We start from the raw sequence: 17,228 nt of genomic DNA, 5'->3' as shown, positions 1-17,228 counted from the left end.
TAAGATGGCTTCTTTTTTTAATGAAAGGATCGATTCTATGCTTTATTTTGATCATGCGGCATCATCATTTCCAAAACCTAACGGAGTAGGGGAGGCAATGAAAGAAGCTGTAGACGAGTTTGCGGCGAATCCTGGTCGGGGTGGCCATGCGTTATCGCAAAAGGCGGCTTCAATCGTTAAACAAGCAAGAAGTGAGATCGCTCATTTCTTTGAAGCACCTCATGCAAATCATGTCTGGTTTTATCAAAATGCAACGATGGCATTAAATCAAGCCATTCTTGGATTCCCATTCAGCTCAGGTGATCATATTATTACAACCTCATATGAGCATAATTCAGTTTTACGTCCATTACATAGGCTCAACCAAGAAATGATTGTCCAAGTGACGTATCTCACACCAGATGATTCCGAGCTTTTCCAAGTGGAGGATGTCCTTGAACACATCACCGATCAAACAAAAATGATTGTCATTTCTCATGCATCAAATGTAACCGGTGCAGTTTTTCCGGTAAAAGAATTGGGAGAGCAGTTAAAGGATCGCTCCATTACCGTGGTTGTTGATGCCTCACAAACAGCTGGAAAACTAGATATTCAAATGAAAAGAGATCATATTGATTTGTTAGCTGTAGCTGGGCATAAAGGATTATTGGGACCTCAAGGGACCGGAGCATTAATTAGTTACAATGACTATCATCTAAAGCCATTAATCTTAGGAGGAACTGGAGCGTATTCGGAGCTTGAAACACAGCCTCCTAATTGGCCAGAACGTTATGAAGCAGGAACTCTGAATACGCCTGGCATTGCGGGATTATTAGCTGGTGTGCAAGAGATCAAAGCACGAGGTGTAGCGACTATTCAAGCTCACGAAGAGGCACTCATGCAACAGTTTTTAGAAGGGATGTCCACCATTGATGCTGTCACATGCTTTGGTCCAACTGACCTTAAAAAGCGAGTGGCCGTTGTTTCGTTTCACGTGAAACATATCGCCAGTCACGAGCTTGCCATGATTCTAGATAACCACTATCAGATTGCAGTTCGAGCGGGCTTGCATTGTTCACCAAAAACCCATCAACACTTACAAACAGCTGATGAGGGGTTAGTAAGAGTAAGCTTTGGCCCATACAACACGATAGAAGAAGTTCAACAATTGATTGATGCAATCAATGACATTGTGGAGGCTTTTACAGAATAAGCGAGATTAAAGAATAGGACGTACTCTTATATGGTATTAACAGGTACATTAGTAAATGGATTAGCGATTATCATAGCGGGCTTCCTTGGCCTCTTGGTTCAAAACATTCCAGAAAAGATGAAAACAACGGTTCTTCAGGCAATTGGACTCGCTATCATATTACTCGGTTTGCAAATGGGATTACAAACAGAAAATTTCCTACTCGTTATAGGGTGTTTAGCTGTAGGGGCAGTACTTGGTGAATGGATAGGAATCGATTCCTATTTAAATAAGCTAGGAGTGTGGATTGAATCCAAATTAAAGCCAGCGAAATCAGGGGAGTCAGGAAAAGTAGCCCAAGCCTTTGTAACAACTTCATTGATCTATGTAGTTGGAGCGATGGCTGTTCTGGGTTCCATCGATAGCGGCCTTCGAGCAGATCATTCGCTTCTTTATACAAAAGCGATGCTTGATGGACTGTCGGCGATTATTTTTGCTTCAACGATGGGGTTTGGTGTCTTACTATCGGCTGTTCCAGTTATGCTATATCAAGGAACGATTGCTCTGTTAGCGACGTATATTGCTGCATTTGTACCTGATGTGCTACTTGAGCAGTTTATTTTAGAAATGACTGCAACGGGTGGCGTGATGGTTGTAGCCATTGGCTTAAATATCTTAGGACTAACAACGATTCGCGTAGCCAACTTGTTGCCTGCATTACCAGCGTTGGCGTTAGTTATTTGGATCCTGTCATTGTTTTAAAAGATTAAAAGAGGAATGCTACCGTTACGGGGCATTCCTCTTTTTTTATGAGCTATTGTTTGATATCTGTTGGTTTATATTGAATCATTGCTTGAATCGCAGGCATGTGAGTAGATACATCATGTAGTTTTTGATCGGCCAAATAAATGGACTGGGCAATGCTATCAGCCATCGACATCACTAAATGAAGCCTTGTATTTTGAAGTACATAAAACTCCATCGAGCCGCCAACATTTACGATACCAGTAATATGAATGTCTCCAACTTTTGGAAGGTTTTTGTGTACAGCTGCTCCTGGATGAAGAGGCCCGTCTTGAATCGTTAGTGACCCCACATTGCTCTCCTGCCCAAGACACGCGTCGATCGCAATAATAAAAGGCTTATGATGAGACGTAGCAATCTCCGAAACACGATCTGCTAGATTCATCGCATGAGCAGGGTAGGCGAGTGTACCATAAACGTGAAAATGATTAAGGGGCATCGCTTCAAGCTTTGAACCGATTAATGGTCCAAGAGAATCGCCCGTTGAACGATCCGTTCCTACACATAAGATAACAAGATCTCGTTCGTCTACCAAATTGCAATAAGAGACAAGTTTCTCGGCGAATGCATCATGAGAATGAATTTGATCATACGGAACACGAAACGGCTTTGGTTTCTTTTTATTAAAACGCCATAGGTTTGGACTCATAACTTGTACTCCTTTGCCATAGTAGTAACAGTATAGTAGGTTAACGCTGTTTTTATACATGTAGACAAAAAAGGGAGCGAGCTTCAATGTGGGCAAATGGATTAAAATGGATGTTCTTAATCGTCGGAACACTAATCGGTGCAGGATATGCCTCTGGACGTGAGCTCTGGCAGTTCTTTGGCGCAGAAAGTAATGTGGCTATTCTTCTATTCACTGGACTGTTTACGGTTTCATGTTATGTGATTTTAAATCTAGCATACAAACAAAAAAGTACTCAATATGTTCCTTTGTTAACAACACTGGTTGGGCCGAAGCTTGCACGCTTTTATGATTGGATTATTTTGTCTTATCTCTTTTCAACTACAACGATTATGCTTGCTGGAGCAGGGGCAACACTTGAAGTGTATAACATTCCATTTTGGCTAGGAATGGTTGGTACAGCCGCCTTCGTTGTTCTCCTATTTTTACGTGATACCGATGGCATGACAACCGTGAATGCCTTTCTTATTCCAATCTTAATTCTTTCTTTAGTTAGTATCTTATTAGTCTTTCAATATTCGCTTGGATTTTCCTTCAGCTTTGATATTACACATCAATCTAATTGGCCTTCAGCCATTACGTTTACCGCTTTAAATATCTTGCCGATTGTGGCTGTTGTCTCTGCTATTGGCAACCAGATTTCACATCGTGGGGAGATCTGGATTGCTACCATTGGGAGCGGTTTATTGATGGGCTCCATTTCATACTTATACAATGAATCTCTCTTACAAATTGCAAATGAGATTATGTTTTACGAAATTCCCTTGTTTGTTATTCTTAAACAGTATCCATCTGTGATGGTTGTGGCGATGTCCGTCTTACTTTGGCTTGCGATCTATACAACAGCCGGTGCGGGGATCTTTGGATTAATTTCAAGATTAAGAGGCGTTTTAAAAGGGGAAACCTGGCTAGTAGCTATGCTATTGCTTGCAATTATGGCCCCGCTTACTACCTTTGGATTCTCTTCAATGATTGCGGTATTGTATCCGTTATATGGAGCGGTCAATTTATATTTACTCGTTGCGATCATTTTATATCCATTCTTTCATCATCCAATGTCAAAAAAGTCCCTTTAAAGCATACGAGACGGTTTCCCTTTTCACTCTGGTATCGTGTATAATGGAGGCAGTATGCTTCAAGGAGGTCGAATTGAATGGCAGATAAGGAATTCTTCCTGAACGATATCGTTGAGATGAGGAAGCCGCATCCTTGTGGAGCCAATCAGTGGAAAGTCATTCGAGTTGGGATGGACGTGCGTATTAAATGTATGAACTGCCAGCACAGCGTGATGCTTCCACGTAAGGAATTCACCCGCAAGCTTAAAAAGATTTTAGAATCCGCAGAACGTAGTGAGTAAAACAAGGCGAGGGGAGCCTGATCCGTTGCCTTGTTTTCTTGTGCCAAAATAGAGAAGACAGAAAAGGACGTGACTGAATTGGCTTTAACAACAGGAATTGTGGGCCTACCAAACGTAGGGAAATCCACATTATTTAATGCAATCACACAAGCTGGAGCGGAATCTGCAAACTATCCGTTCTGTACCATTGACCCAAACGTGGGAATCGTTGAAGTACCCGATCACCGTTTAAACGTATTAACAGAGCTTGTTGAACCGAAAAAAACCATTCCAACTGCATTTGAATTTACAGATATTGCTGGAATCGTAGAGGGAGCAAGTAAAGGAGAAGGACTTGGAAACAAATTCTTATCTCACATTCGCCAAGTAGACGCAATCTCTCACGTGGTACGCTGTTTTGCTGACGACAACATCACGCACGTAAACGGGAGTGTTGATCCGATTCGTGATATCCAAGTTATCAACCTGGAGCTCATCCTTGCAGACTTTGAATCAGTGGACAAGCGTATCGCACGTGTCTCAAAGCTTGCTCGTACAAAGGATAAAGAAGCAGTAGCTGAGCTTGCGGTTCTTGAAAAGCTACGTGATGCATTTGAAGAAGAAATGCCAGCTCGTAGCGTGGAATTTACAGAAGACGAAGAGAAAATCGTTAAAGGACTTCACCTATTAACAAGTAAACCCGTTCTTTATGCAGCAAACGTAAGTGAAGAAGACATCATGGACCCAGAACAAAACGAGTACGTAGCCAAAGTGAAAGCTTTTGCAGCAGAAGAAAACAGTGAAGTGATTGTCGTTTGTGCGAAGATTGAAGAAGAAATCGCTGAGCTTGATGGCGATGAAAAACAAGAATTTCTTGATGATCTTGGTATTGCCGAATCTGGCCTTGACCAGTTAATCCGTGCCGCTTATCAATTACTTGGTCTGCAAACCTACTTCACAGCAGGCGTACAGGAAGTACGTGCGTGGACATTCAAAAAAGGCATCAAAGCCCCACAAGCAGCAGGAATCATCCACACCGACTTCGAGCGTGGCTTCATCCGTGCCGAAATCGTATCTTATGATGACCTAGTCGACGCCAAATCCATGGCTGTCGCCAAAGAACGCGGAAAAGTCCGTTTAGAAGGAAAAGAATACATCGTCCAAGACGGAGACGTTATCCACTTCCGCTTTAACGTGTAAGTAGTTAAATATAATAGTAAGAAGAAACCCCGAGCGTTCAAGAGAGCGCTCGGGGTTTTTGTTGTAGGGTGAGATGCGAGGCAAAATCATAGCACACACCCCACTCACCAACCAGCGAAAGAGAAGGGGCCGACTCCTAGTGGAAAAAAGGGCAAGGTTGAAATGAATTGGCGCAGCCAATTTAGTTCAACGCCCTCCACAGGAAAGCGTGCCCCTTCTCTGTAGCGATGGCTAAAGCACCATAATAAAGTCATTCGATTTTATTGTTTTTCATTCCCTCATATACTTGCCTATTTGCTCCTAATCTGCTATCATTAATTGTTGTGAGTAAAATGACTCTGTCGATGAGTTTTGCTCCTTGCTCTGTTTATCGGAGCCGCTTAGACCAAAAGGAGGTGGCCGGAATGCGTAAGTACGAAATTATGTACATCATCGCTCCAAACCTGGAAGAATCAGCTTATAAAGAAATCGTTGAACGTTTTAACAACGTATTAACAACGAATGGTGCTGAGATCGAAAAGGTTAATGAAATGGGTAAACGTCGTTTAGCTTATGAAATCAATGATTTCACTGAAGGTTTCTACGTACTGCTAAACGTAAACGCTGCTGCTGATTCTGATGCGCTTAATGAATTTAATCGCTTAATCAAAATCAACGACAACGTTATTCGTGTCCTAGTAACTAAAGACGAACAATAATTTAAACCAGAGGTTAAGCAGTCTCGCTTAATCTTGCTTTTGGACATCCTCTCGGGGACCGTCTTAATACTTTTAGAAGCGGGAGGGATTTGGATGCTCAATCGTGTTGTCCTAGTTGGTCGCCTGACAAAAGATCCTGAATTACGTTATACACCAAGCGGAGTGGCTGTTGCCAACTTTACACTTGCTGTGAATCGTCCATTTTCGAATCAACAGGGAGATCGTGAAGCTGACTTCATCAACTGCGTCGTATGGCGTAAACCAGCTGAAAATGTAGCTAACTTTTTAACTAAAGGCAGCTTGGCAGGCGTCGATGGCCGTGTACAAACAAGAAGCTATGACAACAATGAAGGCCGTCGCGTCTATGTGACCGAAATCGTTGCCGAAAGCGTCCAGTTCCTGGAACCGCGTAACAGTCAGAATAACCAACAAAACAGTGGTTCACAGTCTAACAATAACTATGCTCAAGGTGGTTACGCTCCAAACCAGAACGATAATCGCGGACAGCAGCAGGGTGGATACAAGGATGACCCATTTGCAAATGATGGGAAACCTATTGATATCTCGGACGATGATCTACCGTTTTAAGTTTTCTGCCTGATCAAAAATAAGAAAGGAGTTGTTCCGTTATGGCTCGTCGTGGTCGTCCTAAACGCCGGAAAGTTTGTTTCTTCACTGTAAACAAAATTACGCACATTGACTATAAGGATACTGAGCTTCTTAAACGTTTTATCTCAGAACGTGGCAAAATCTTGCCTCGTCGTGTGACTGGAACGTCTGCTAAGTACCAACGTAAATTGACTATCGCTATCAAGCGTTCACGTCAAATCGCATTACTTCCTTACGTTAACGAAGTAAACTAATGTTGATTAAATAGGTCGACGAGGAATCCGTTCCTCGTCGATTTATTTTTTTTATAGAAAAAGTGTACACTAAAAGCAAACCTTTAATTCTGTAGGCAATTACGATAAAATAGACAGGTATATATTGAGCTTGCATTAGACCTTTTTTCTTGGGAAAAAGGGTATGTGTTTCTTGTAAAAAGAGGTGACAGCGTGAATCAAAAAAGTGCTTGGAAAGATGGCATTTTGATTGTTGGATTATATGTTTTACTATTACTAGCTACACTTCTTGTTCCGATCTTAAATGTGATCGTCCTTTGGTCGTTACCATTACCACTCGTCTATTTTGCGGCGCGTCATGGAATCAAACCTTCACTGCTTCTCTTTGGACTTCTCTGTATCCTCACAGCACTATTCGTTGAAGCGTTCATCTTAACCTTTGTGCTGGCATCAGTTGGTATTGTGGTAGGAGAGCTTCATCGCAGGAAGGCGGATGGGTTTGCGGTACTCATTGGAGCGAGTTTAACGTACATTTTCCACCTATTAGTTGGGTATGTAGTGCTCACTCTTCTATCAGACCAAAGCTTGCGAGAGATGATTGTTGCGCAACGTGATCAAGTGACATCCTTATTGGAACAAGCAGGGACCCCATCAGGGCAAATTGAATCGGTAACGGCGAACGTAACATTTATTCCGTATATCATTCCATTTATGTTGGTTCTAATTGGAACGGTTATGGGAGTTATAACAGTCTGGCTAGCGGGTATCTTGTTAAGACGCTGTAATCTTGAGGCAAACCGAGTACCACCTCTACGTGAATGGGGATTCCCGAAGGCGTTTATTTGGTACTATTTGATTGCGTTTATCTTACTACTTACAACGCAGCCAGAAGAGGGAAGCACTCTTTTTATTGCGGTAACCAATGTGTTTTTATTAATTGAGACCATTATGACTATACAAGGATTATCCTTTATCTTGTTCTTTTTCCACCTGAAAAAGCTTCCTAAGATTGTTGGAATTCTTGCTGTGGTTGTAACACTAGTACTTGGGCCGCTTCAACAAATTGTTAGACTGGTCGGTATCGCTGATCTGGTTCTTGATTTGAAAAGCAGGCTGGGAAGCCAGAGAAAGTAGGAGTTGACAAGTATGCCGAAGTCTATAATGAAACGATGGCACGGCTATCATGTCATTGCATTGTTTGCTGTGGTGATTGTGTTAAGCACGTTGATTACCTTTTGGCATTGGCAAATGGGTCTTGTAAGTTTTGCTGCTGTCATTCTTGTTGCCCTTTATTCGGTATACGCTAAAAAGGGGTTTGAACAAGACCTGGAGGCGTACCTTTCTACTCTTTCGTACCGAGTCAACAAGGCTGGAGAGGGCGCTGTAGCCAATCTCCCAGTTGGCATCATTTTGTATAATGAGAATCATGTGATTCAGTGGGTGAATCCTTTTGTGAACAATCGAATTGAGGTCGACCTAATTGGGGAGAATCTCTCTGTGATTAGTGAAGATCTTCTTATTATTCTTGATGAAGGCTCTACATCTGAGACGATTCAAGTAGATTCGGTGTTTTATCACGTAGAGATTGAACGCAACGAGCGACTCATATACTTAACGGATGTAACCGAAAAGGAAGAAACCAAAGAACTATACGAAGATACACAGACGGTTGTCTCATTGATTTACCTAGATAACTACGATGAAGTGACACAGGGGATGGAAGAGCAAGTCAGAAGTCGAATGATGAGTACAATCACATCCACGTTAAATCAATGGGCCAATGATTACGATATTTTTCTTAGACGGACGGCTTCAGACCGATTCCTAGCTGTCATGAACTATAAGTCACTTCTATTACTCGAAGAAAATAAATTTGCGATTGTCGATGAGATTCGAGAAGCGACAAGTAGGGAAAAAGCGTCTATTACCTTAAGTATTGGTGTAGGAACGGATGAGTCTTCTCTTAGAGAGCTCGGACAAGTTGCACAATCAAGCTTAGACCTTGCCCTGGGTCGTGGCGGAGACCAGGTAGCGATCAAACGAAAGAATGGTCGTGTCAGGTTCTACGGTGGTAAGACGAATGCAATGGAGAAACGTACGCGCGTGCGTGCACGAGTCATTTCCCATGCATTACGTGACTTTGTGACAGAAAGTGAACGTGTGATTGTGATGGGGCATTCACGACCAGACATGGATGCAATCGGTGCCTCAATCGGTGTACTAAAAATTGCAGATGTAAATGATCGAGAAGGATACATTGTTCTTGATCAAAGTGATATGAATGCAGATGTACAAAGATTAATGGAAGAAGTGGAAACGCACGATCACCTTTGGTCACAATTTATTTCACCAGAAGAAGCCGTCTCTTTAATTGATAAAGAAACGCTGCTCGTGATTGTGGATACACACAAGCCCTCGATGGTTATTGAACCGAGACTACTTGATATGGTTGACCGAGTCGTAGTACTTGATCATCATAGACGTGGAGAAGATTTTATTAACGATCCGGTGCTTGTCTATATGGAGCCTTATGCTTCATCTACAGCCGAGCTTGTCACAGAGCTGCTTGAGTATCAGCCAAAGCAACTAAATATGGACCGACTTGAAGCCACAGCGCTCCTTGCCGGGATCATTGTTGATACAAAGAGCTTTGCTGTACGGACGGGTGCCAGAACCTTTGATGCAGCCTCGTTCCTACGCTCAAACGGAGCGGATACGGTGCTTGTCCAAAAGCTCCTTAAAGAAGACTTGGACCATTATAAAAAACGAGCAAAGCTGATTGAATCAGGAGACATGTACCGCGAAGGCTATATGATCGCCACAGCAGACCCATCAGAGACGTATACGCAACTGATTATTGCCCAGGCAGCTGATACACTGCTTACCATGAAACAAGTAGTTGCTTCCTTTGTGATCTCACAGCGAGAAGACGGTTTAGTCAGTATCAGTGCACGATCGTTGGGTGAAATAAATGTTCAGGTTATAATGGAGAGACTAAATGGCGGAGGACACCTGTCCAATGCGGCTACCCAGCTTGAAGGGGTAAGCGTGGAAGAAGCAAAAGAAGCGCTTCAAGAAGCCATTGATGAAGTGATAGGGGGAGAAGAATAATGGAAGTTATTTTCTTAGAAGATGTTAAAGGAAAAGGAAAAAAAGGCGAGAAGAAGAATGTATCTGAAGGATACGCTCGTAACTACCTTCTACCGAACAACTTAGCAGTCACTGCAACTAAAGGAAACCTGAAGGACCTTGAAGCCAAGCAAAAAAGTGCGGATAAGAAACAAGAAGAGGAACTAGCTGATGCACAAGCATACAAAGAAGAACTAGAAGCTCTAACTGTTGAAATCAAAGCAAAATCAGGAGAAGGCGGCCGTTTATTCGGAGCGATCTCTACAAAGCAAATTGCTGAGACGTTAAAGAAGATGAAAAAGAAAGTCGATAAACGTAAAATTGGTCTTGATGAGCCAATTCGTTCACTTGGCGTCACTAAAGTACCGATTAAGATTCACCCTGAAGTTACAGCCACTGTTAAAGTACATGTCGTTGAAGAATAAGAGAGACCTGGAAAAGCAGCTGTCCTCCAAGCTGGAGGCGGTTGTTTTTTTGCGAAAGGAAGAGTTATCGTGAGTGAGTTGTTTTCAGACAGAACCCCTCCACAAAATATAGAAGCCGAGCAAGCGGTTTTAGGTGCGATTTTCCTCTCTGATGCAGCGTTAATTACTGCAACGGAGAAGCTAATGCCTGAAGACTTTTACCGTGCCGCACACCAGCGCATTTATCAGGTGATGGTCGAGCTTGCTGAAAAGGGTGAGCCGGTTGACCTAGTGACCGTCACCTCTGATTTGCAGGATCGTAAGTGGCTTGAAGAAATCGGTGGAGTTGCGTACCTAGGGGACATTGCAAATGCTGTCCCAACTGCTGCAAACGTTGAATACTATAGCCGGATCGTGGAAGAAAAGTCTGTACTAAGACGACTCATTCGCGTGGCAACAGACATTGCAGCGGAAGGATACGCGAGCGAAGAAGAAGTCGATACCATTCTAAATGAAGCGGAGAAGACCATTCTCGAAGTCTCACATCGTCAGAATACAAGCGCCTTTATCTCAATTAAAGACGTGCTTGTTGAAACGTATGATCGAATTGAGATGCTTCAAAATCAAACCGGTGATATTACTGGAATTGCCACTGGTTTTACCGAGCTTGATAAAATGACTGCCGGATTCCAGCGTAATGACCTGATCATTGTAGCTGCTCGTCCATCGGTAGGTAAAACCGCCTTTGCCTTAAATATCGCGCAAAACGTTGCCACAAAAACAGAGGAAAGTGTCGCCATCTTCAGCCTAGAGATGGGTGCCAGTCAGCTTGTACAGCGGATGCTTTGTGCCGAGGGCAATATTGATGCCCAGCGCATGAGAACCGGTGCGCTAAACGACGAAGACTGGCAAAAGCTCACCATGGCTATGGGCTCACTATCAAAGGCAGGGATCTACATCGACGATACACCAGGTGTGAAAGTAAACGATATCCGTGCCAAATGCCGCCGTCTGAAGCAAGAAAATGGTCTTGGTATGATTATGATCGATTACCTACAGCTCATCCAAGGTAACGGCCGCAGTGGCGAGAACCGTCAGCAGGAAGTATCGGAAATCTCACGTACGCTAAAGGCTATTGCAAGGGAGCTAGAAGTCCCGGTTATCGCCTTATCTCAGCTATCACGTGGCGTAGAGCAACGACAAGACAAACGCCCGATGATGTCTGATATCCGGGAATCAGGAAGTATCGAGCAGGATGCCGATATCGTTGCGTTCCTGTATCGTGATGATTACTACGACAAAGAATCCGAAAACCAGAACATCATTGAAATCATTATTGCCAAACAGCGGAATGGCCCAGTTGGAACCGTTGAGCTCGCCTTCGTTAAGGAATACAACAAATTCGTAAACCTCGACAGGCGACACGACGAACGCGACATGCCACCAGGCGCATAAAGAAGAAAGCAGAGCCGTATGTGCTCTGCTTTTTTATATAGCTATCTAGCATGCTTTCCAACGGGTTTAAACACCCACTTGATCATCTCAACAACAAGAGCAACCACCACATTTAACACAAATAATGTTGTCACTAAAATCATACTGATAAACAAATAGTAACTATGTATATTAGCAGTAATAACGTACAACGAAATGGCTAATAGTAATAAAAAGACTGAACACGCCCATAACTTATTACTAAACGCTCGCATTCATTCACTCCTCCCGTATCCCTTGTACAACCTTATTCCTCTGTCCCTTCTTTCATGCATGGTAAAACCTTAATTCGTAATTTTTATAAAAGATTAACGTACCAAAAGAAAAGCCAGTTCAATAAGGAATAAACGTATTCACGTTTAAAGAGAGGCCATTATTAAGAAGAACAGCATGGAGACCAAGAACAAAAGCATTTAGATCAAGAGCGCAAAGACGTTAGCAAGAAGAATAAGGAGTGGAGCAAGCTAGAAGGGGGTACGAATCAAGAAGAGACCCCTGATACTAAGAAGAAGTGAAGGAGAACCAAGCTGCGCCCCTCGATACCAAGAGCTGGAGCTCTCACCCCAAGCCCGCACAACACCTTACTAAGAAGAAGCACCCTCCAACCAAGAGCAAGCGCTCAAGTCCTATATCCAACACTCTCTCAATCCCACTTTTATTAAGAAAGCACCATTGATTTAACCTATGTAACCCCTAAACAACTCTAGTAAGCTCTTTTTATACGAACAAATGTAGAATTACTTAATAAGAATGTTCGTGTTTTGTTTGACGATACTTTCTCTAGCTGATATACTTATCAAGGGTTTTTAGAAGAGAGTTGGAGGTGCAACAAATGTCATCAGTTGTTGTTGTAGGAACACAGTGGGGCGATGAAGGAAAAGGAAAAATTACCGATTATCTTTCTGAAAAGGCAGAGGTTGTCGCACGTTACCAAGGTGGAAATAACGCGGGACATACGATTGTGTTTGGTGGAACGAAGTATAAACTTCACCTTATTCCATCCGGAATCTTCTATAAAGAGAAGGATTGCGTGATTGGAAACGGAATGGTGATTGACCCGAAAGCACTTCTTGAAGAATTAAAATATCTGCATGATCGTGATGTAGACACAAGTAACCTTAAAATTAGTAATCGTGCACATGTGATTCTTCCTTATCACTTAAAGCTTGATATTGTGGAAGAGGATCGTAAAGGCGAAAATAAAATTGGGACAACCAAAAAAGGGATTGGCCCTGCATATATGGATAAGGCAGCGCGTATTGGTATTCGTATTGCTGACTTATTGGATAAAGAAACATTTGAAGAGAAGCTTGAGCTGAATCTTAAAGAGAAAAACCGTATGTTTGAGAAATATTATGAGACAGAAGGCTTCACGAAAGAAGAAATCTTTGAAGAGTACTATGAGTACGGGCAGCAAATCGCTAAGTATGTGTGTGACACATCTGTTGTGTTAAACGATGCATTAGACGATGGCCGTCGTGTTCTATTTGAAGGTGCACAAGGCGTTATGCTTGATATTGACCAAGGGACGTATCCGTTTGTTACGTCTTCTAACCCAATTGCGGGTGGAGTAACCATTGGTTCTGGTGTAGGTCCATCAAAGATTAACCATGTGGTTGGTGTATCCAAAGCATATACAACTCGTGTTGGAGATGGTCCATTCCCAACGGAGCTTCATGATGAAACAGGAGACTTGATCCGTGATGTAGGAAATGAGTACGGTACAACAACAGGTCGTCCACGTCGTGTAGGTTGGTTTGATAGTGTGGTTGTACGTCATGCTCGTCGTGTAAGTGGTATTACAGATCTATCTCTTAACTCCATTGATGTATTAACTGGAATTGAGACGTTAAAGATTTGTACATCATACACATACCGTGGAGAAGTGATGGAAGAGTTCCCAGCTAGCTTAAAAGTACTTGCTGAGTGTGAGCCGGTATTTGAAGAGCTTCCAGGCTGGACTGAGGACATCACTGGAGCGAAAAGCTTGTCTGATCTTCCTGAAAATGCACGTCACTACATTGAGCGTATCTCTCAATTAACAGGGATTCCATTAACAATCTTCTCTGTTGGACCAGATCGTGATCAAACGAATCTTGTTCGTGGAGTATTTGCGTAAGAAACAGGAGGGCGCAGGGAGCGAAATTGCTCCTTGCATTCCCCTGTTTTATCCTATATTCTTGATGAAGAGAAAAAAGTACAAGAAATCACAACTTTTTTTAGAAAAAATGTTGCGCAGGACAAGCATATGTGCTAAGATAAATCTTGTCGTCAAAGACAACATGTTAAAAACATGAGCCATTAGCTCAGTTGGTAGAGCATCTGACTTTTAATCAGAGGGTCGAAGGTTCGAATCCTTCATGGCTCACTTCTTTTTTAAAACTAGTACATAGTACTAACAGTGGCCCGTTGGTCAAGCGGTTAAGACACCGCCCTTTCACGGCGGTATCACGGGTTCGAGTCCCGTACGGGTCACCATTTATTCGGTCTGGTAGTTCAGTTGGTTAGAATGCCTGCCTGTCACGCAGGAGGTCGCGGGTTCGAGTCCCGTCCAGACCGCCATTTTATTTGAATAGTAGTGTGGCTTAGTAGCTCAGTTGGTAGAGCAACGGACTGAAAATCCGTGTGTCGGCAGTTCGATTCTGTCCTGAGCCACCATTTGCCGGCCTAGCTCAATTGGTAGAGCAACTGACTTGTAATCAGTAGGTTGGGGGTTCAAGTCCTCTGGCCGGCATTCATTCGCTAGAGAACCCTCATCATGAATACTTGATTGAGGGTTCTTTTTGTACGAGTGACATGTATTGATATTGAATGAACGTATATAGATGAGTTTACCCCGTGCAACGGTACATATGGATGTCGTTTGGTCACGGGTTTATTTGTGTTAAACTAAAAGAAGCTAGAACAGAATAGGAGAGACTTGTTAATGGATAAACGAATTCTCGTTGTGGATGACGAACGTCCCATTGCAGATATCTTGAAATTTAACCTCGAAAAAGAGGGGTTTGAGGTCGTCTGTGCCTATGACGGCGTTGAAGCTATGGAACAAGTTAAACAGGAGAAGCCTGATTTAATTTTATTAGATATTATGCTTCCTCATAAAGATGGAATGGAAGTATGTAGAGAGGTACGAAAAAGCTATGATATTCCGATCATTATGCTTACAGCTAAAGATTCGGAGATTGATAAAGTATTAGGACTAGAGCTCGGGGCAGATGATTATGTGACGAAGCCATTCAGTACAAGAGAGCTTCTGGCACGTGTGAAAGCGAACCTGCGTCGTCAAAAGACAACGGAGGAAGCGCCGGCTCAGAAAGAGCTTGTGATTGGAAGTCTCGTAATCTATCCGGATGCCTACCAGGTTAAGAGACGCGGGGAACCGATTGAGCTGACGCACCGAGAGTTTGAGTTAATCCATTACCTTGCTAAGCATCTTGGTCAAGTCATGACCAGAGAGCATTTGCTACAGGCTGTATGGGGCTATGATTACTTTGGAGATGTGCGGACCGTTGATGTAACCGTACGTCGTTTACGTGAAAAAGTAGAGGACAATCCAAGCTTTCCTGCGTGGATTATTACCCGTCGTGGAGTTGGATATTTCTTAAATGAACCAGAGCCAGAGGAGCAGGAGAAGTCCTAATGGATAGAAGGATTGGCTTCTTTAAATCGATTCAGTTTAAGCTGATTATCGCCTATGTTCTTTTAATCCTTGTGGCTGTTCAAGTGATTGGTGTGTATTTTTCAAGGCAGCTTGAGCAGGATCTTTTAGAGAACCATTTTGACGTTCTGAGCGAGCGCTCTACGCTGTTAAACTATCAGCTGACCCAAATACTAGCGAATCCACCTGAGGAAAAGGATCAGCTGACAGAAGACATTAATTCGCTCTTACGCGATTTCTTTACAATTGATAATGCAACCGTGCAGGTCATTGATAAAAACGAAGTGATTCTTGGTACATCCAATACGGGTGCCCGAGATCAAATCGGGATGCGGAATAACGAAATTCGAGTGAAACGCGCCTTGCTTGGTTCAACCGAGGAGGGTGAGGTAAAAGACTCGAATAATGAACGCTTCCGGATCATGGCTGTACCGATTATGCAGGACAATGAAACGGTGCTTGGGGTTATTTATATTCAGGCGTCGCTTGAGGATATTTATACGCAAATTAGTGAAATTAATAGCATTCTCTTTAAGGGAACGACGATTGCACTAGTTATATCGGCGATTCTCGTTATTTTACTTGCACGAACGATTATCGTGCCGATTTTGGAGATGAGAAAGCAAACCTTACGTATGAGTCATGGAGACTTTTCACGCCAGGTAAAGGTATATAGTACCGACGAGATCGGACAGCTGGCAACGTCCTTTAACCAACTGACGATGAAGCTTCATGATGCGACGCTAACTCGTGACCGAGAGCAAAAACGTCTAAGCTCTGTGCTTTCTAACATGACAGACGGCGTGGTTGCAACGGATCAGAATGGCCGTGTCATTCTTTTAAACAAGCGTGCAGAGGAGCTACTTGGTGTCTCTAGCAAACAAGTGATGCGTCAGCCATTAACAGACGTTCTTCAGCTAACCGATACGTATGGAGTCTATGATCTCTATGATCACTCAGGATCCCTTCTACTCGATTTTAGTAACGAAGAAGGGCAATACCTACTAGAGGCGAATTTCTCCGTTATTCAAGAGGATGAGGGGCCAATAAACGGACTTATCACGGTTCTACATGATGTCACGGAAAAAGAAAAGATTGAACAGGAGCGTCGTGAGTTTGTAGCGAACGTGTCCCACGAGCTACGTACCCCGCTGACAACGATGAAAAGTTATCTTGAAGCACTTGAAGATGGTGTGATGCGAGATGAGGAAATGGGTCCTCGCTTCTTAAAGGTGACCCAAAACGAAACAGAGCGTATGATTCGTCTTGTTAATGACTTGCTTCAACTTTCAAAAATCGACAGCGATGATTACCAATTTAATCTCCAATGGATTGATTTTGGACAATTTTTGCATGAAGTATTAGATCGTTTTGAAATTATTGCCCAGGAAAAGAATATCGAATTAAATCGACATATCTCGAAAAAACCAAGTTATGTTGAAATGGATCAGGATAAGTTGATTCAAGTATTGGACAATATTATTTCAAACGCGCTGAAATATTCAGCTGAGGGCGCGAACATCACAACAACCTTGCTCCATCAAGGAAATCATGTGCGCGTAAGTATTGCTGACCAAGGTATGGGTATTCCCCGGGAAAGTCAGATGAAAATATTCGACAGATTCTACCGTGTAGACCGCGCGCGTGCGCGTAATATAGGCGGAACTGGACTCGGTCTAGCAATTGCCAAAGAATTAGTTCAAGCCCACGGTGGAGACATATGGGTGCACAGTGAGTACGGCGAAGGAACAACCATTTACTTCACATTACCCTACTCAACATCTAAGGGAGGAGACATGTGAAC

At 42.9% G+C, this 17,228-nt stretch carries 17 protein-coding genes and 5 tRNA genes; 20 read left to right on the top strand and 2 right to left on the bottom strand.

Annotated elements, in window-relative coordinates; translation table 11 throughout:
- The first annotated feature begins 37 nt into the window (after positions 1-37).
- Complete coding sequence (locus tag NSQ54_19895; GenBank protein WYP26555.1) at positions 38-1,192, top strand: aminotransferase class V-fold PLP-dependent enzyme; 1,155 nt, start codon at positions 38-40, stop codon at positions 1,190-1,192.
- 30 nt (positions 1,193-1,222) lie between these two features.
- Positions 1,223-1,933 (top strand): DUF554 domain-containing protein, encoded by a 711-nt coding sequence (locus NSQ54_19890; protein WYP26554.1) that lies wholly within the window; start codon positions 1,223-1,225, stop codon positions 1,931-1,933.
- A gap of 52 nt (positions 1,934-1,985) precedes the next feature.
- Here NSQ54_19890 and yyaC read toward each other — a convergent pair whose 3' ends face one another.
- The gene (gene yyaC / locus NSQ54_19885) at positions 1,986-2,624 is read right to left on the bottom strand and encodes a spore protease YyaC (GenBank protein ID WYP26553.1); all 639 of its coding nucleotides are present in this window, start codon (positions 2,622-2,624) and stop codon (positions 1,986-1,988) included.
- A gap of 86 nt (positions 2,625-2,710) precedes the next feature.
- Between yyaC and NSQ54_19880 the strand changes: the two genes are divergently transcribed.
- From NSQ54_19880 to dnaB, 10 genes are all read left to right on the top strand, one after another.
- A complete protein-coding gene (locus NSQ54_19880; protein WYP26552.1) occupies positions 2,711-3,739 on the top strand; it encodes a hypothetical protein in 1,029 nt (342 codons plus the stop codon).
- Positions 3,740-3,816: 77 nt separating this feature from the next.
- Positions 3,817-4,020, top strand: a complete 204-nt coding sequence (locus NSQ54_19875) for a DUF951 domain-containing protein (protein WYP26551.1) — start codon at positions 3,817-3,819, stop codon at positions 4,018-4,020.
- A gap of 78 nt (positions 4,021-4,098) precedes the next feature.
- The gene (ychF, locus tag NSQ54_19870) at positions 4,099-5,199 is read left to right on the top strand and encodes a redox-regulated ATPase YchF (protein WYP26550.1); all 1,101 of its coding nucleotides are present in this window, start codon (positions 4,099-4,101) and stop codon (positions 5,197-5,199) included.
- Positions 5,200-5,603: 404 nt separating this feature from the next.
- Positions 5,604-5,897 carry a 30S ribosomal protein S6 gene (rpsF, locus tag NSQ54_19865; protein ID WYP26549.1) on the top strand — a complete coding sequence of 98 codons (294 nt, stop codon included), beginning with the start codon at positions 5,604-5,606 and terminating at the stop codon, positions 5,895-5,897.
- Between the two features lie 93 nt (positions 5,898-5,990).
- The gene (gene ssb, locus NSQ54_19860; protein ID WYP28602.1) at positions 5,991-6,485 is read left to right on the top strand and encodes a single-stranded DNA-binding protein; all 495 of its coding nucleotides are present in this window, start codon (positions 5,991-5,993) and stop codon (positions 6,483-6,485) included.
- A 41-nt stretch (positions 6,486-6,526) separates the two neighbouring features.
- Complete coding sequence (gene rpsR / locus NSQ54_19855) at positions 6,527-6,760, top strand: 30S ribosomal protein S18 (protein ID WYP26548.1); 234 nt, start codon at positions 6,527-6,529, stop codon at positions 6,758-6,760.
- Positions 6,761-6,952: 192 nt separating this feature from the next.
- The gene (locus tag NSQ54_19850) at positions 6,953-7,873 is read left to right on the top strand and encodes a YybS family protein (protein ID WYP26547.1); all 921 of its coding nucleotides are present in this window, start codon (positions 6,953-6,955) and stop codon (positions 7,871-7,873) included.
- A 12-nt stretch (positions 7,874-7,885) separates the two neighbouring features.
- Complete coding sequence (locus NSQ54_19845) at positions 7,886-9,850, top strand: DHH family phosphoesterase (protein WYP26546.1); 1,965 nt, start codon at positions 7,886-7,888, stop codon at positions 9,848-9,850.
- On the top strand, positions 9,850-10,293 hold the full coding sequence (gene rplI, locus NSQ54_19840) for a 50S ribosomal protein L9 (protein ID WYP26545.1): 444 nt from the start codon (positions 9,850-9,852) through the stop codon (positions 10,291-10,293). The genes NSQ54_19845 and rplI overlap by 1 nt, the downstream gene beginning before the upstream one ends.
- A 69-nt stretch (positions 10,294-10,362) precedes the next feature.
- Complete coding sequence (gene dnaB, locus NSQ54_19835; protein WYP26544.1) at positions 10,363-11,727, top strand: replicative DNA helicase; 1,365 nt, start codon at positions 10,363-10,365, stop codon at positions 11,725-11,727.
- 41 nt (positions 11,728-11,768) lie between these two features.
- Here the strand turns inward: dnaB and NSQ54_19830 are convergent, their stop codons facing one another.
- On the bottom strand, positions 11,769-11,981 hold the full coding sequence (locus NSQ54_19830; protein WYP26543.1) for a hypothetical protein: 213 nt from the start codon (positions 11,979-11,981) through the stop codon (positions 11,769-11,771).
- 617 nt (positions 11,982-12,598) lie between these two features.
- Here NSQ54_19830 and NSQ54_19825 point away from each other — a divergent pair.
- The 8 genes from NSQ54_19825 to walK all read left to right on the top strand — a co-directional run bounded on the left by NSQ54_19825 (position 12,599) and on the right by walK (position 17,226).
- Positions 12,599-13,885 (top strand): adenylosuccinate synthase, encoded by a 1,287-nt coding sequence (locus NSQ54_19825; protein WYP26542.1) that lies wholly within the window; start codon positions 12,599-12,601, stop codon positions 13,883-13,885.
- 176 nt (positions 13,886-14,061) lie between these two features.
- A tRNA-Lys gene (locus NSQ54_19820) sits at positions 14,062-14,134 on the top strand.
- 35 nt (positions 14,135-14,169) lie between these two features.
- Positions 14,170-14,244 (top strand) — tRNA-Glu (locus tag NSQ54_19815).
- Between the two features lie 7 nt (positions 14,245-14,251).
- Positions 14,252-14,328, top strand: a tRNA-Asp gene (locus NSQ54_19810).
- A gap of 20 nt (positions 14,329-14,348) precedes the next feature.
- Positions 14,349-14,424: transfer RNA gene (locus tag NSQ54_19805), tRNA-Phe, on the top strand.
- A 3-nt stretch (positions 14,425-14,427) separates the two neighbouring features.
- A tRNA-Thr gene (locus NSQ54_19800) sits at positions 14,428-14,500 on the top strand.
- A gap of 192 nt (positions 14,501-14,692) precedes the next feature.
- Positions 14,693-15,406, top strand: a complete 714-nt coding sequence (gene yycF, locus NSQ54_19795) for a response regulator YycF (protein ID WYP26541.1) — start codon at positions 14,693-14,695, stop codon at positions 15,404-15,406.
- Positions 15,406-17,226: a cell wall metabolism sensor histidine kinase WalK gene (gene walK, locus NSQ54_19790; protein WYP26540.1), complete on the top strand. Its 1,821-nt coding sequence runs from the start codon at positions 15,406-15,408 to the stop codon at positions 17,224-17,226. Before yycF ends, walK begins: the two co-directional genes overlap by 1 nt.
- Positions 17,227-17,228: the final 2 nt, after the last annotated feature.

The sequence above is a fragment of the Alkalihalobacillus sp. FSL W8-0930 genome, from assembly GCA_037965595.1.
Taxonomy (GTDB): Bacteria; Bacillota; Bacilli; order Bacillales; family Bacillaceae_D; genus Alkalicoccobacillus.
Note: the sequence above shows the minus strand (reverse complement) of the source record. Positions and strands in the feature narration are given on the sequence as shown.

Excerpts from the sequence above, each read along its gene's own strand:
- NSQ54_19875 (WYP26551.1), top strand. The coding sequence starts at position 3,817 with ATGGCAGATAAGGAATTCTTCCTGAACGATATCGTTGAGATGAGGAAG.
- NSQ54_19830 (WYP26543.1), bottom strand. The coding sequence starts at position 11,981 with ATGCGAGCGTTTAGTAATAAGTTATGGGCGTGTTCAGTCTTTTTATTA.
- NSQ54_19845 (WYP26546.1), top strand. The coding sequence starts at position 7,886 with ATGCCGAAGTCTATAATGAAACGATGGCACGGCTATCATGTCATTGCA.
- NSQ54_19825 (WYP26542.1), top strand. The coding sequence starts at position 12,599 with ATGTCATCAGTTGTTGTTGTAGGAACACAGTGGGGCGATGAAGGAAAA.
- NSQ54_19895 (WYP26555.1), top strand. The coding sequence starts at position 38 with ATGCTTTATTTTGATCATGCGGCATCATCATTTCCAAAACCTAACGGA.
- walK (WYP26540.1), top strand. The coding sequence starts at position 15,406 with ATGGATAGAAGGATTGGCTTCTTTAAATCGATTCAGTTTAAGCTGATT.
- yyaC (WYP26553.1), bottom strand. The coding sequence starts at position 2,624 with ATGAGTCCAAACCTATGGCGTTTTAATAAAAAGAAACCAAAGCCGTTT.
- rpsF (WYP26549.1), top strand. The coding sequence starts at position 5,604 with ATGCGTAAGTACGAAATTATGTACATCATCGCTCCAAACCTGGAAGAA.
- rpsR (WYP26548.1), top strand. The coding sequence starts at position 6,527 with ATGGCTCGTCGTGGTCGTCCTAAACGCCGGAAAGTTTGTTTCTTCACT.
- rplI (WYP26545.1), top strand. The coding sequence starts at position 9,850 with ATGGAAGTTATTTTCTTAGAAGATGTTAAAGGAAAAGGAAAAAAAGGC.
- NSQ54_19880 (WYP26552.1), top strand. The coding sequence starts at position 2,711 with ATGTGGGCAAATGGATTAAAATGGATGTTCTTAATCGTCGGAACACTA.
- yycF (WYP26541.1), top strand. The coding sequence starts at position 14,693 with ATGGATAAACGAATTCTCGTTGTGGATGACGAACGTCCCATTGCAGAT.
- NSQ54_19890 (WYP26554.1), top strand. The coding sequence starts at position 1,223 with ATGGTATTAACAGGTACATTAGTAAATGGATTAGCGATTATCATAGCG.
- ssb (WYP28602.1), top strand. The coding sequence starts at position 5,991 with ATGCTCAATCGTGTTGTCCTAGTTGGTCGCCTGACAAAAGATCCTGAA.